The following is a 14,074-nucleotide window of genomic DNA, read 5'->3' as shown; positions in this document are numbered from 1 at the left end:
TTTTGCGCCTTGATGCTCTTCGTCTCATTTAAATGATGAAGTTACGTAGAGTTGTGAGGAAATAATAACGGAATTGAGGTTATTAATGGAGGCTTATGATTTCAAAAGTGTCATTTCTAAACGTTACAGTGTCTCCGACACATTTACCAAAGAGAACCTTAGCCATTGGCGTGTTTGCAGAGATGGCGTAAACCAATTGTCCGTCGCAAGATAGTTCTCCAACACTGATGGATATAAAGTAATACGCATTAGTAGTTTGAACAATGGTTCCCAAAGCCACAATCTCATGTGTTGATTTTGGGTTTATGCGAGAGAGGGTGTTTTGCAATTTCTGGAGTTCGCTCAATTGTTGACCGGCTTTTTCGCGCTCTAATTGAAGCATGGCTCTACCGGTTTCATGCTTATCGCCAGCGGTACTTTTTGTTTCCGATGTAAGACTTTGCTGAATATCCTCTACTTTGGATTTGATGGTTTTTAGACGCATCTCCAAAGCCTCTACACATAACTGATATAATTTTTCCTTTACTGTCATTCAACCAAATTTGCCAAAGATTGCCCGACACTACTGCCAATCGCTATGCCCATACCGCCCAATCTAACACCACAAAACACCTTCTCGCTCAGGGCTTTAATCACTGGTTTTTTCTGTGCGCCAACACCCATAATGCCTGACCAACGTTGGTCTATTTCAATATTTGTGTTTGGTAAAATTGTTTTATTAAGCAAGGCCTCCAAAGCATTCTGAATTTCTTCCGTTTGTGACATAACCATCGTCTCTTCGCCCTTAAAATCTAGGTTTCTACCACCACCGAGGAGAATTCTATCATCGATATTCCGGAAGTAATAATAGCCTTCGTCCAAATGAAACGTTCCCTTGACTTTTAGGTTTTTAATTGGTTTGGTAATCAGCACTTGTGCCCTAGCTGGTTTTACATTTTCGTCAATTAGTTTTGAAGCGAAACCGTTGGTTGCAATAAAAAGTTTTCGGGTTGTAAATTCGAAATGGTTTGTTTTCAGTTTGACTGAATTTTGATCTTCGGAATAAGATTCAAGCGCTATGTTATTCAAAATCTGTATGCCTTTAGACTGAACCAAATTTACTAAGGCCTGCATCATTTTTCCCGTATCTATTTGACCTTCAAACTGATTAAATAGCACCTTAGGTTTTATATTCTGAAAACCAAATGGATTATCCTGAAGACTAAAAACATCAGCTTTAAAAATGGGGTTTAGCAGTTTATTGATGTCTTCGTATTTATTTAGACACTTTTGGTATAATTCAGCATCAGAGCTTTTAAACAACTCAAAACCGCCGTGGTTTTGAAAGTTCATTTGAGTATCACCTAAAGTGTTTCGTAATAGATTTAGGCCATCAATACGTTGCTTTACCAATTGTAGCACTTCTGTTTCAGAATGTGATTCTAAATCGGACAAAATTTCGCTAACACTTCCAAAGCAAGCAAAACCTGCGTTCTTGGTACTTGCACCTTGTGGTAAAATACCGCGTTCCAAAATCAGGATTTTTGCTTTGGGGTATTTTGTCTTAAGCTGAAGTGCGCAGTTCAGCCCAACAATGCCACTACCAACAATGGTAAAATCGATATTGGAGATATAGCTTTTCTGTTCCCAGTAGGATAAATTCATGCTACAAATTAAAAAGACCGTTTCAATTGAAACGGTCTTTATATAACTAATCTTGTGGTTTTTCCATTTTAAAATCTTCCATAAACTTGGTGGTGTAGTTTCCAGACACATAATCCGGATGGTCCATCAATTGTCTGTGGAATGGAATTGTGGTTTTGATACCTTCTATCACGAATTCATCCAAGGCACGCTTCATTTTATTTATAGCCTCTTCCCTGGTTTGCGCTGTTGTAATCAACTTGGCAATCATAGAATCATAATTTGGTGGAATACTGTATCCTGCATAAACATGCGTGTCTAAACGCACACCGTGTCCGCCTGGTGCATGCAATACGGTGATTTTTCCTGGTGAAGGTCTAAAATCATTATAGGGGTCTTCAGCGTTGATTCTACACTCAATAGAATTTAGGTTTGGGGTATAATTTTTACCTGAAATCTTAACGCCTGCAGCAACTAGGATTTGCTCACGAATCAAATCGAAATCAATCACCTGTTCAGTAATTGGGTGCTCAACCTGTATACGTGTATTCATCTCCATAAAATAAAAATTTCGATGTTTGTCCACCAAGAATTCTACGGTTCCTGCGCCTTCGTAATTGATGTATTCTGCTGCTTTTACGGCCGCTTTACCCATTTTATCACGAAGCTCATCCGTCATAAACGGAGAAGGTACTTCCTCAGTTAATTTTTGGTGACGGCGTTGTACGGAACAGTCACGCTCAGATAAATGACAAGCTTTTCCTGAAGAATCACCAACCACTTGAATTTCAATATGGCGCGGTTCTTCAATCAGTTTTTCCATGTACATGTCGTCATTGCCGAAAGCTGCTTTAGATTCTTGTCTGGCAGAATCCCATGCATCTTTTAGGTTTTCAGGTTTCCATACAGCACGCATACCTTTTCCACCACCACCGGCAGAGGCTTTAAGCATCACTGGGTAACCCGTTTCTTTGGCCACTTTCTCGCACTGCTTAAAATCAGTAATAACGCCATCGCTACCTGGCACACATGGTACTCCAGCCGCTTTCATGGTCGCTTTGGCATTGGCCTTATCTCCCATTTTATCGATCATCTCAGGAGAAGCGCCGATAAATTTAATATCGTGTTCTTCACAGATTTTAGAAAACTTAGCGTTCTCCGATAGGAAACCATAGCCTGGATGAATAGCATCTGCATTCGTTATTTCTGCTGCGGCAATGATATTGGCCACTTTTAAATACGATTCACTACTCGGAGCAGGTCCTATGCAAACCGCTTCATCAGCAAACTTTACGTGTAAGCTATCCGCATCTGCAGTAGAGTATACTGCTACGGTTTTTATGCCCATTTCTTTGCAGGTTCTGATGACTCTAAGAGCAATCTCACCACGATTGGCAACTAATATTTTTTTAAACATAAATTCTTCAAATTTTCAATATTCAACAACTAAATTCCAAAATTAATCTGGTTGGAATTTGGAAATTGAAAATTGGGATTTACATTACGATGGGTCAACTAAGAAAAGTGGCTGGTCAAACTCAACTGGAGATGAATCGTCGACTAAAACCTTAACGATTTTTCCTGAGACTTCAGATTCTATTTCGTTGAATAACTTCATGGCTTCAATAACACAAAGCACATCACCTTCTTTAATTTCTGAACCAACCTCAACAAAAACGGGTTTGTCTGGAGACGGCTTACGATAGAAAGTACCGATGATTGGTGACTTAATAGTTATATATTTTGAATTTTCATCAGCCGCTGGTTCTGTAGCTTGAGGCGCTGCTGGAGCTGGCGCAGCCGGAGCTGCAGGTGCTGGTGCTTGCATCATTGGCTGTTGTGCCATTGGCATCTGCTGTAAGATAGTGGTTTCGTTATCAGAACCCGTTTTAATGGTAATTTTAACGTCATCCATTTCTAACTTAACTTCACTCGCGCCAGACTTGGCCACAAATTTTATTAAGTTTTGAATTTCTTTAATATCCATAATTTTCAAAAGTTTTTAGTTAGTTGTTTGAGCCGTCATAAGCCCACTTAAAATAAATAGAACCCCATGTAAACCCGCCTCCAAAAGCGGCAAAGATTAACTTATCTCCTTTTTTAAGCTGAGATTCATAATCATTAAGCAATAAGGGTAAAGTTGCTGATGTGGTATTGCCATATTTTTCAATATTCATCATCACTTTATCTTCATGCAAATTGATGCGGTTAGCCGTCGCATCAATAATACGTTTGTTAGCTTGGTGTGCTACTAGCCAAGAAATATCTTCGTTTGTTAGATTGTTTCGTTTTAAAATACGTTCAGAGACATCGGCCATATTGAAAACGGCATTCTTGAAAACCGTTTTTCCGTCTTGAAAAACGTAATGCGAACCTTCTTCAAAGGTGTCCGCCGTTATTGGGTTTGAAGATCCTCCGTAGGTTGCTTGTAAAAACTCACGTCCATCACCGTTACTTCGTAATATTTCATCTTGAAGACCTAAGCCATCTTTATTAGGTTCAAACAAAACGGCACCGGCGCCATCACCGAAAATAATACAAGTTGCTCTGTCTTTATAATTGATAAAAGACGAGTTTTTATCAGCTCCGATTAAAAGAACATTTTTATATTTACCAGACTCTATAAAAGCTGAGGCTGTTGACATCCCAAAAAGAAAGCTAGAACAAGCTGCTTCTAAATCGTAAGAAAACGCATTGACCGCTCCAATTTTAGTTGCTGTATAGGCTGCTGTGGAGGCTGCCTTCATATCTGGCGTCGCCGTAGCAACAATAACTAGCTCAATGTCTTTTGGGTCAATACCGCGTTTGGCAATTAAATCTTCGGCTGCTTTGATAGCTAAAAATGAAGTGCCCTCTCCTGGTTCTTTGAGAATACGGCGTTCCTTAATTCCGGTTCTTGTGGTAATCCATTCATCATTGGTATCAACCATAGTTTCTAGGATTTTGTTCGAAAGAACATACTCCGGAACATAACCGCCTACAGCTGTAATTGCCGCTGTGATTTTACTCATTATTAGCTTTTATATGGATTAAAAATATCGAAAACCATTCAAAATCAATATGTTTTGTATGTTTTCGTGCATTTTTCGGCAAATAATTATGCGAAATTAAGTAGAAATTGCCTGATTTGATGGATTTAAACAAAAAAAACGCTCAAAGCTGAGCGTTTTATTGTATGCGTGCATAATACTTATGCTACGTTTTCTTCAGAAGAATTGTCGATTAAAACCTGACCTCTGTAGTATAACTTCCCTTCGTGCCAGTGTGCTCTATGGTACAAGTGTGGCTCACCAGTTGTTGGGCAAGTTGCTATTTGAGGAACAGTTGCTTTGTAATGCGTTCTTCTCTTGTCTCTTCTTGTTTTTGATATTTTACGCTTTGGATGTGCCATCTTAAATGTTATTTATCCGTTAATAGGTTTTTTAATTTATCCCAACGAGGGTCTATATCTTCTTCTTTATTCTTATCATCCGACGCACTCGGACTTAGTTCTTCCAATTTTTCAAGGATGTCAGACTGCAATGTGCCGTCTTCAATACCTGGATGAATTTTCTTTGCCGGCAAGGCTAAAACAATAAGCTCATATATATATTGAGCCACATTGATTTCGTATTCGCCATTAGGAATGATTAAAATCTCTTCATTCTCATCATTGTATTCCTCTCCAAATTTAACCACCAATGAAAATGCGTCTTCTATCGGTTGGTCAAAAGGCTCATTAGTGACATCACAATTAACGTTTACCGTGCCTTTGGCCTTAAAATGCAACTCCATCAGTGTCGTTTTCTTTTGTAAAAGAAGGTTGACATTAATATTTACTGCATTAAATTCATCATATTCAAAATGGTCAAAGAACGAATTGTCAATCTGATAATCAAAATTATGCTTTCCTAACTTTAGCCCTACAAATTGAATTGTATATGCCTTCATTGTTTTCATCCCACACATATTTTGAGCGTGCAAATATAGAACTTTTTAATTGATTTAAAAGTAGATATGAACAAAAAATGTTGATAAATGCGACTCCGTTATTTTGATGCCTTCCGAAGCGGATTTTTTGAATAATGCAGATACTCAGAACGATTCCTAAAAATCTTAATTGCCATATATACTGCTTGTAGAAATGAACTCGCGTCTGCTTCACCTTTTCCCGCAATTTCAAAGGCCGTACCATGGTCGGGAGAAGTTCTCACTCGCGACAGTCCCGCAGTAAAATTGACACCAGACCCAAACGCGATAGTCTTAAACGGAATTAAACCTTGGTCGTGATAAGACGCGACAACTGCATCAAAGTTTTTGTAATTTTTTGAGCCAAAGAAACTATCTGCGGAATACGGCCCCATAACAATTTGTCCTTTGCCATTAAGTTCTTCTAGTGTTGGTTTTAAAATAGTATCGTCTTCATTACCGATTACGCCATTGTCTCCTGCATGTGGATTAATAGCCAATACTGCAATCTTGGGTTTGCTAACCGCGAAGTCTTGCTTCAAGGATTTTGAAACGGTTTCAATCTTTTGTTTTATTAAATCCTTGGTAATATGGCTGGGCACATCCTTTACAGGCACGTGGTCTGTCAATAGTCCCACTTTCAAAGTATCGGTAACCATAAACATTAGGCTATTTCCTTCTAACTGTTGTGCTAAATAATCGGTATGTCCAGGGAATTTAAAGGTGTCTGACTGGATGTTGTGCTTGTGAATCGGTGCCGTAACCAACACGTCAATAAACTCTTTTTTAAGCGCATCGGTAGCGGCCTCTAAAGACTTAATGGAGTACTCACCAATGGTTTTGTCTTCTGTGCCAAATTCAATTTTCACGTTGTCTTGCCATGCGTTAACAACGTTGACTTTTCCGTGTGCAATTTTGTCCAAAGACTTGGCTTCGTGGAAATTTATTTTACTTGAAAAGTGCTTACGGTAGAAATTCATGACTCTTGTAGAAGCAAAAATAACTGGCGTACAAAGCTCTAGCATACGTGGATCCTCAAAGGTTTTGATTACAATTTCTGAACCAATGCCATTGAGATCTCCTATTGAAATCCCTACACGTATTTTCTCTTCGTTTTTCATGAGTTGTTTTTTAATTTTTCTTGAGAGTCACATAGAACGCCTAAAAAAATCCATATGAAATCAAAAATTATTTACAGGCGCTTAATCTAAAGCAAGCTTTTGTCCGTAAATTTATCCCACAAATTTAACCATTAAAATGAGAACCTATGTTTACGGGTATTATTGAAGATTTAGGAGAAATTGTTCAACTTAAAAATGAAGAAAGCAACCTTCATATTACAGTTAAAAGCAATATTACTTCAGAATTAAAAATAGACCAAAGCGTAGCTCATAATGGTGTTTGCCTTACTGTTGTAGCCATTGAAAATGATGTCTATGTCGTAACGGCAATTAAGGAAACTCTAGATAAAACCGCTCTAAAACATTGGACTGTTGGCGATAAAGTCAATTTGGAACGCGCTATGAAATTGGGTGACCGTCTCGATGGTCACATTGTTCAAGGTCACGTTGACCAAACAGGCCGATGTGTTTCTGTTAAGGATGAAAATGGAAGCTGGGTTTTTACGTTTGAGTATGACTCTTCTTTAAATAACGTCACTATTGAAAAAGGTTCGATAACCCTTAACGGCGTAAGCTTAACCGTTGTAAATTCTGAAAAAGACAGCTTTTCAGTCGCCATAATACCATATACTTATGAGCACACAACATTTCACCAACTTAATGAAGGCTCGGAGGTAAACTTGGAATTTGATGTTATTGGAAAATATGTGAAACGTCTTAACGACTTAAGACATTAATTCTCTTTTGGATAGCTTTTTAAAGGTAAAAAAGCCGTAAGCCAAAGCAACCGCAAATAATACATAAACATACATATCTATATCTAAACCCGGCGGCGGTGGCGGTCCACCACCACAAGGTGGATTATTGTTGCAACAAGGAGGGTTTGGGCCTGTAGGTCCACAAGGTCCGCCTCCCTGAAATAGGGTGATCATAGTAACTAGTATTGAGGCAACTGTCATTATATGATTATAATTAACGGTAAAAGTATTAAAAAAAGTATGCCAGCCAAATAAACTCGATGAAAAGCATCTTTAAAAGGTGTGGTTTTATCGTTTAAATACACTAATATTGTGTTAATAGCGTAATTATGTAGCTTTTTTCTTTATTCTTTTAAATCCCGTTATTTTCTTTTAAAATTAATCCCATCAAAAATATTGAATTACAATCTGTTTTTATAGTCCTAATAAAAAAACTATTAACATATCATAAACATCCATATATATAACTAACGTAATTTATAATGGTTTGGTTTCCACACCAAAAAACAAAAATCCATAATTTTCTTTTAATTGTTAGATTTGTGCGTAAATCTTTTCAATGAAATTATTTTTAAGGCACCTTGGTGAGTCGTTGCGGTCTTATCCACAGATACGATTTACAAAAAATGACGAAATCCTAATTAGGGATTCTGCCATATCACACTTGGGCCATGATAATTTAAATCAGTTGCGCGACCGCTTTGAAGGTCAAGCTTTTTTTGAAAAAACCATGAGAAACATTGGCGGGCTTATGGCGCTTCAAAAACATTTAAAGGTAAGCCCTTTTGATTTCAACAATGCCAATCTAAAGGATTTTTTGCCTTACATTAAAGTAGATGGTCAGCGCATTGATATCAACGTCTTTGAGTTTGGGCAATTACCGATGGTAAAAGTCAAAGAGGTTAATAATCCTATATATTTTATCATCCAAAAAGATAGCCTAACATTTTTGCTCTGCGGTTACGCACCCAAGACTGTTGTAAATGAGCATTTGGTAGAGACTTTGGTTGAGACGTCTTCCACTGATGAGTTGATGGAATTTGTAGGGTTTCAGCATTTGCAACAGATAGAAGACTGATCGCTTACAGAAATTTATACAGCTCTTCTAGTTTCCTCAATTCACCACACTGCACATAATAATTTGAAGCGTCCATTTTTATTTTACCATTCAACATGGCGTTCTGTGGCAGACTTTGATTTTTTGCTATTACATTGTTCACAAAGTCTGAATGCGTCATAAAACCAGGGATATCATAGTGCCACATTTCAGCATTGACAAAGTGTTTTAATTTTTCCTTCTCAATACGGCCCGAAAACATCAGTTTCTCCCTGCGTAACAGACCTTTGATGTCCGGTTTTAAACGGATCAAAACAAAAATGTCGTATTGGGCTTTTGAACCGTTTTCAAGATTTGGAATGTACTGCCCTTCTTTGTTCCAATCCTTTTCTTCAAGCAGTAATAAGTTTGAAAAAAACGCCGCGGACTTCACATTGATATATTTATTATTGACTACAAAATCACTGTCGTCCCAAGCAGATTTTCCCATGACACGATAATCAATTTCGGAAATAGTAACGCCTTGTGGTATCAGAAAATGATACAATGCTTCTTCTGCCAATTTCCCTTGAAAGACATTGCTAAACAATTCACCCTGTCGTCTTTTGCTTTGCCCGCCACTGCGATAATCGCGGTGATGACCCTTGCCGAACGTCATCTCATAAGCAAATTCAAAAGCATTTTTTATGGACGACGCCTTTAAAATCCCATTTCCCAAAAATGCTCTTTTGCTATTTATAACATAAGTGTTTGGCGCTTTGTAGGTCAGTGGTTTCAAATTACAACACGTTTAAGATCTCTTTGCCAATGCGTTGAATTAGTGTTGTCGTTACAGAATTACCCGCTTGCATATACAATTTACTATTTGCTAATGAAGGAAGCACATAGCTATCCATTGGATATCCCTGTAAAGCAAAACACTCTTTTGGGGTAAGTTTTCGTATACCGAAAGTATCTCTAATCAAAGGCACATTATGACCACCGGTTCCCATATTTGCAGTGAGTGTTGGACACACATTACTTTTGTTTTCGCGCACGTAAACCCTTCGCCATTGGTACATGGTATCTGGATTGGTCATGGTTTTATCTAATTCCGGATAGTACTTGTGATCTTTAGAATAATAGTAGCGGTCTTCCTGTTTTTCATAGTCGATGAAATCATGAATAGTCTTGGTTAATTTTACCTTTTCAGGAAATTTGAAGCTACTGTAATTCGGCACTTGATCAGGATCAAAAGCCACAATAAATATTCGCTCTCTGTTTTGAGGTACATTAGCATGCGTCATGGAATTTAGCACTTTATGAAAGACTTTGTACCCTAGTTTTTGCTCTAAAATCTCCAAAATAATCTTGAAGGTATTTCCTTTGTCATGTGACACTAAATTCTTTACATTTTCTAAAAATACAACCTTTGGCCTGTGCTTGGCAATGATTTGCTCCACATCAAAAAAAAGTGTGCCTCTCGTATCCGAAAACCCTTTACGATAGCCAGCAATTGAAAAAGCCTGGCAAGGAAATCCGGCACACAAAACATCAAATTTCTCTGGGATAAACCCTTTTACCTTTTTCTCCGTAATATCTCCAAACGGAATCTCCCCAAAATTGGCCTTGTAGGTATATTGCGCATTAGTGTTCCACTCGCTGGTATATACGCACTTGCCTTTTAGATTTTGAAGCGCCAAGCGGAAGCCTCCTATCCCGGCAAATAAATCTATAAACTTGAAGGTTGGTTTTTTTGGTGCTGGAAAAGGTACTTCAGATTTATACGATTTTAGAATGTGGCTTAGAGTTGATTTGGCCATCTCTTCAGAAATCTCTCTGTCCCTGTTTTTATCCTGTAATAAGTCTTCAACATAATTGAACGCACCATCTTTGTATGCCAATGACACGCCATTACTGTGATTGTGCAAGTAGTGTGAAAAGATTGCCTGTTGCAGATTCTCCTTTTGAATGTTTTCAATATTCAAATTTAAATCGTCTACGTGTTCTAATAAATCGTTTATGTTTTGCACAGAATTCGGTTGCTCTGGTTAGCCTCTGCAAGATAAAAAGTCTAATAAAAAAGATGTGATAAAATAGGAAATGTTATCACAAGGTTTTCAATACGCAAAAGGGCTTAAAACAAAAAAAGAGGAACTCTTTTGAAGTTCCTCTTTGTGGTCCCACATGGACTCGAACCATGGACCACCTGATTATGAGTCAGGTGCTCTAACCAACTGAGCTATAGGACCAATATTTACTGTGCTTCTCAAAAAAACCGAGAGTTTCTGGTGCTCTAACCTCCCGACGCTTCGGGATGAGCTATAGGACCAGTATAATCACAGTACCTTTTGTGATTAAACAGTCTGCAATATTAATATTTATTTTAAAACTCCACAAGCATTTAATCGCTTATGTCTTGGCATAATTCCACCAAAACACCGTTGCTAGACTTAGGATGCAAGAAGGCAATGAGTTTATTATCAGCACCTTTTTTGGGCACATCATGTATCATCTTAAAACCTTCGTTTTTAAGACGTTCTATTTCGCTTTCAATATCATTAACCGCAAAGGCAATGTGATGAATGCCTTCCCCGCGTTTTTCAATAAACTTCGCAATAGGACTATCATCTCTAGTCGCTTGCAACAACTCTATTTTATTAGGGCCACTTTGAAAAAACGATGTGGTTACCCCTTCGCTTTCAACCTCTTCAATTTTATAATGTGCTTCGCCCAGCATCGCTTTAAAAACGACATTAGACGCTTCAATATCTTTTACGGCAATGCCAATGTGCTCTATTTTGGTTAAATGTGATGGTTTCTCTTTCATTAGTAATGGTCTAAAATCTTCATCAAAAGTAAGATAATAGTGAAATATGGCCTACTTTTGCAAAATGGAAAGTAATAGACAGAAAAAAATAGCAGGCATCCTTCAGCAAGATTTGGTGGATGTATTACAGCGTTCCGCTACAGATGGTGGTATGCGTGGCGTTATTATATCAGTGTCTAAGGTTAATGTCACGGTAGATTTATCTATCGCCAAGGTGTATCTTTCCATATTTCCGAATAAAGAAGCAAAACCCTTGTTAGATGGCATTCGCTCTAACACGCCTTTAATTCGTCATGAACTGGCTCAACGCACACGTCATCAATTGCGTCGTATGCCTAATCTCGAATTCTTTATCGACGATTCCCTTGAGTATATCGACAACATCGAGCGCTCCTTAAGGGGCGAAGAGAATCCGCTTGAAAATCCTGACCTTCTGGACAAGCGAAAAAAATCCTAAACTCATTTTAAAGTCTCCATGGCTGTTTAAAATCCTTATTTTTACTTCGGAATTGCAGTCATGAACATCTCACTCTACATCGCTAAGCGGTATCTTTTTTCGAAAAGTAGCAATAATGCCATAAATATTATGACCCTGATTGCTTCTGGAGGTGTTATTGTAGCATCCGCCGCACTATTTATTGTGTTATCTGTTTTTTCCGGTTTGAAGGATTTTAGCCTTCAGTTTTCAAGCTTTGTGGATCCCGATTTAAAACTATTGCCTTCAGAGGGTAAATCCTTTATGTGGACGGATGCGGATAATTTGAAATTACTTCAAATTGAAGGCATATCGAACCTTTCAAAAAACATCGAAGAACGCGTTGTCCTTAGGTCTGAAAACAAAAACACACTAGCTACTTTAAAAGGTGTTGACCAAAATTATCAGTCTGTCGTTTATATCGATTCCATGGTCACTAGCGGAAATTGGATACGTCCCAGAAGTAATGATGTGGTATCTGGTTGGGGCATCAGCAACGATCTCTCTTTTGGCGTTTTTGACTTTATGGCGCCTTTGACGATCTATGTTCCCAAACCGGGAAAAGGGCAAATTACCTCAGCAAAAAGCGTTTATAATTCGTCGGTGGTCACCAATGTAGGGCTGTTTGAAATCAATGAAGAATTAAATAACGAATATGTCTTTTCAGACATTAGCCTTGCAAGGCGATTGGTCGGTTTTGATACTAATGAATTCAGTGCCATAGAATTAAAACTAAACGCAGGTGCTGACGAATCAGAGATAAGAGAGCAAATCAACACGGCCTTTGGTGGAAAATTCGTCATAAAAAATAGAGAACAATTGAACGATGCGCTATTCAAAATGTTGAACACAGAGAATTTAGCGATTTATCTCATCTTCACCTTAGTGATTATTATTGCGCTGTTTAATGTTATAGGCGCCATCATCATGATGATTTTAGATAAAAAAGCATCACTAAATACACTCTTTAACTTGGGGGCTGAAACCACATCTATTAAGCGGGTTTTCTTCTTACAAGGCAGTCTAATGGTTGTTTTAAGCGGCATCGTCGGGTTGTTATTGGGCTTGCTCATTGTTTGGGTACAACAAATGTTTGAACCGATTATGCTAACGGCCTCTTTGGCCTACCCTGTGAAAATTGAAATTATTAATTTGATAATCGTCCTTTTTACCATTGTTCTTCTGGGGATAATTGCTTCAAAAATTGCAAGCCAACGAATTACCAAAGACTTGATCAAAACCTAGGCGAACGCGTAATCCCCAAACTTTTCCAAGACCTCGTCAAAAGCCGCAAATACATCTTTGGAGTCGTCGCTTGTGACCATTTTCATGCGGTATTCCTTAAAGTTGGGAATGCCTTTAAAGTAATTGGTGTAATGTCTTCGGGTTTCAAAAACACCGAGTTGTTCGCCCTTCCATGCAATGGACATTTCTAAATGACGTCTCGCCGCTTCAACACGTTCGGGCATGGAAATCGGTTCTAAATGCTCACCTGTTTTAAAGAAATGCTTTACTTGTTTAAAAAACCATGGATTTCCAATAGTGGCTCTACCAATCATCGCGCCATCAAGTCCATAACTATCGCGCATTTCTACTGCACGCTCTGGTGTATTGACATCACCATTCCCGAATACAGGAATGTGCATCCTCGGATTGTTCTTAACCTCTGCAATCGGTTTCCAATCCGCATTACCCTTGTACATTTGGGCTCGTGTTCTCCCGTGGATGGCGATGGCTTTACAGCCAACATCCTGTAAGCGCTCTGCTACCTCAACAATTTTTATAGAGTCATGGTCCCAGCCCAGTCTGGTTTTTACGGTTACAGGTAACTTAGTACGCTTTACCATTTCGGCTGTGAGCTGTTCCATAAGACAAATGTCTTTGAGGATTCCGGCGCCGGCACCTTTGCTCACTACTTTTTTCACAGGGCAACCAAAGTTAATGTCGATGATATCTGGATTGGATTTTTCAACAATATCAATGGTCTGCAACATGCTCTCCATATTGGCACCAAAAATCTGAATACCAACAGGACGCTCTTTCTCATAGATATCGAGCTTCATAACGCTTTTGACCGCATTACGGATAAGGCCTTCACTAGAGACAAATTCCGTGTACACCACATCCGCACCCTGTTCTTTGCACAAGGCTCTAAACGGTGGGTCACTGACATCCTCCATCGGTGCCAAAAGCAGTGGAAAGTCCCCCAATTCTATGTCGCCAATCTTAACCACGTGTTGAAATTTGGTGCAAAATTAGGGTTTTTTAGGTAATTGAAAGTTA

The 14,074-nt window shown here is 38.5% G+C and carries 17 protein-coding genes and 1 tRNA gene; 4 read left to right on the top strand and 14 right to left on the bottom strand.

Going from position 1 to position 14,074, the window contains the following annotated elements:
* Nucleotides 1–82: 82 nt before the first annotated feature.
* From ACFOSX_RS03335 to pdxA, 8 genes are all read right to left on the bottom strand, one after another.
* Entirely contained in the window at nucleotides 83–532 is a 450-nt protein-coding gene (locus ACFOSX_RS03335) for a 3-oxoacyl-ACP synthase (RefSeq protein ID WP_386097001.1), read from the bottom strand.
* On the bottom strand, nucleotides 529–1,644 hold the full coding sequence (locus ACFOSX_RS03330; protein ID WP_386096999.1) for an NAD(P)/FAD-dependent oxidoreductase: 1,116 nt from the start codon (nucleotides 1,642–1,644) through the stop codon (nucleotides 529–531). The genes ACFOSX_RS03335 and ACFOSX_RS03330 overlap by 4 nt, the downstream gene beginning before the upstream one ends.
* A gap of 46 nt (nucleotides 1,645–1,690) precedes the next feature.
* Entirely contained in the window at nucleotides 1,691–3,040 is a 1,350-nt protein-coding gene (gene accC, locus ACFOSX_RS03325; RefSeq protein WP_386096998.1) for an acetyl-CoA carboxylase biotin carboxylase subunit, read from the bottom strand.
* Between the two features lie 84 nt (nucleotides 3,041–3,124).
* Nucleotides 3,125–3,610 carry an acetyl-CoA carboxylase biotin carboxyl carrier protein gene (accB, locus tag ACFOSX_RS03320; protein WP_386096996.1) on the bottom strand — a complete coding sequence of 162 codons (486 nt, stop codon included), beginning with the start codon at nucleotides 3,608–3,610 and terminating at the stop codon, nucleotides 3,125–3,127.
* A gap of 19 nt (nucleotides 3,611–3,629) precedes the next feature.
* On the bottom strand, nucleotides 3,630–4,634 hold the full coding sequence (locus ACFOSX_RS03315) for a beta-ketoacyl-ACP synthase III (RefSeq protein ID WP_386096994.1): 1,005 nt from the start codon (nucleotides 4,632–4,634) through the stop codon (nucleotides 3,630–3,632).
* A gap of 179 nt (nucleotides 4,635–4,813) precedes the next feature.
* On the bottom strand, nucleotides 4,814–5,014 hold the full coding sequence (gene rpmF, locus ACFOSX_RS03310; protein ID WP_386096992.1) for a 50S ribosomal protein L32: 201 nt from the start codon (nucleotides 5,012–5,014) through the stop codon (nucleotides 4,814–4,816).
* A gap of 8 nt (nucleotides 5,015–5,022) precedes the next feature.
* Complete coding sequence (locus ACFOSX_RS03305; RefSeq protein ID WP_386096990.1) at nucleotides 5,023–5,562, bottom strand: YceD family protein; 540 nt, start codon at nucleotides 5,560–5,562, stop codon at nucleotides 5,023–5,025.
* An 89-nt stretch (nucleotides 5,563–5,651) separates the two neighbouring features.
* Nucleotides 5,652–6,692: a 4-hydroxythreonine-4-phosphate dehydrogenase PdxA gene (pdxA, locus tag ACFOSX_RS03300; protein WP_386096988.1), complete on the bottom strand. Its 1,041-nt coding sequence runs from the start codon at nucleotides 6,690–6,692 to the stop codon at nucleotides 5,652–5,654.
* A gap of 146 nt (nucleotides 6,693–6,838) precedes the next feature.
* Between pdxA and ACFOSX_RS03295 the strand changes: the two genes are divergently transcribed.
* Nucleotides 6,839–7,429: a riboflavin synthase gene (locus tag ACFOSX_RS03295; protein WP_386096986.1), complete on the top strand. Its 591-nt coding sequence runs from the start codon at nucleotides 6,839–6,841 to the stop codon at nucleotides 7,427–7,429.
* Here ACFOSX_RS03295 and ACFOSX_RS03290 read toward each other — a convergent pair.
* Complete coding sequence (locus ACFOSX_RS03290) at nucleotides 7,418–7,624, bottom strand: hypothetical protein (RefSeq protein WP_386096984.1); 207 nt, start codon at nucleotides 7,622–7,624, stop codon at nucleotides 7,418–7,420. The two genes, ACFOSX_RS03295 and ACFOSX_RS03290, sit on opposite strands and share 12 nt — an antisense overlap.
* Before the next feature lie 385 nt (nucleotides 7,625–8,009).
* Here ACFOSX_RS03290 and ACFOSX_RS03285 point away from each other — a divergent pair, with 385 nt between their 5' ends.
* Nucleotides 8,010–8,528 (top strand): hypothetical protein, encoded by a 519-nt coding sequence (locus tag ACFOSX_RS03285; RefSeq protein WP_386096981.1) that lies wholly within the window; start codon nucleotides 8,010–8,012, stop codon nucleotides 8,526–8,528.
* Between the two features lie 4 nt (nucleotides 8,529–8,532).
* Here ACFOSX_RS03285 and ACFOSX_RS03280 read toward each other — a convergent pair whose 3' ends face one another.
* From ACFOSX_RS03280 to mce, 4 genes are all read right to left on the bottom strand, one after another.
* Nucleotides 8,533–9,285, bottom strand: coding sequence for a hypothetical protein (locus ACFOSX_RS03280; protein ID WP_386096980.1), 753 nt, complete (start codon nucleotides 9,283–9,285; stop codon nucleotides 8,533–8,535).
* Between the two features lies 1 nt (nucleotide 9,286).
* Nucleotides 9,287–10,519, bottom strand: coding sequence for a DNA cytosine methyltransferase (gene dcm / locus ACFOSX_RS03275; RefSeq protein WP_386096978.1), 1,233 nt, complete (start codon nucleotides 10,517–10,519; stop codon nucleotides 9,287–9,289).
* Nucleotides 10,520–10,664: 145 nt separating this feature from the next.
* Nucleotides 10,665–10,738: transfer RNA gene (locus ACFOSX_RS03270), tRNA-Ile, on the bottom strand.
* 152 nt (nucleotides 10,739–10,890) lie between these two features.
* Nucleotides 10,891–11,316, bottom strand: a complete 426-nt coding sequence (gene mce / locus ACFOSX_RS03265) for a methylmalonyl-CoA epimerase (RefSeq protein WP_386096976.1) — start codon at nucleotides 11,314–11,316, stop codon at nucleotides 10,891–10,893.
* 64 nt (nucleotides 11,317–11,380) lie between these two features.
* On the opposite strand from mce, the gene rbfA reads away from it, so the two are divergent.
* Both rbfA and ACFOSX_RS03255 read left to right on the top strand, forming a co-directional pair.
* Nucleotides 11,381–11,773, top strand: coding sequence for a 30S ribosome-binding factor RbfA (gene rbfA, locus ACFOSX_RS03260; protein WP_386096974.1), 393 nt, complete (start codon nucleotides 11,381–11,383; stop codon nucleotides 11,771–11,773).
* Between the two features lie 60 nt (nucleotides 11,774–11,833).
* On the top strand, nucleotides 11,834–13,036 hold the full coding sequence (locus ACFOSX_RS03255; RefSeq protein WP_386096972.1) for an ABC transporter permease: 1,203 nt from the start codon (nucleotides 11,834–11,836) through the stop codon (nucleotides 13,034–13,036).
* Here the strand turns inward: ACFOSX_RS03255 and dusB are convergent.
* Nucleotides 13,033–14,025 carry a tRNA dihydrouridine synthase DusB gene (gene dusB, locus ACFOSX_RS03250; RefSeq protein WP_386096970.1) on the bottom strand — a complete coding sequence of 331 codons (993 nt, stop codon included), beginning with the start codon at nucleotides 14,023–14,025 and terminating at the stop codon, nucleotides 13,033–13,035. The genes ACFOSX_RS03255 and dusB overlap by 4 nt on opposite strands.
* Nucleotides 14,026–14,074: the final 49 nt, after the last annotated feature.

The sequence above is a fragment of the Winogradskyella maritima genome, from assembly GCF_042650215.1.
Classification (GTDB): domain Bacteria; phylum Bacteroidota; class Bacteroidia; order Flavobacteriales; family Flavobacteriaceae; genus Winogradskyella; species Winogradskyella maritima.
This window is presented reverse-complemented; position numbering and strand designations above follow the sequence as displayed.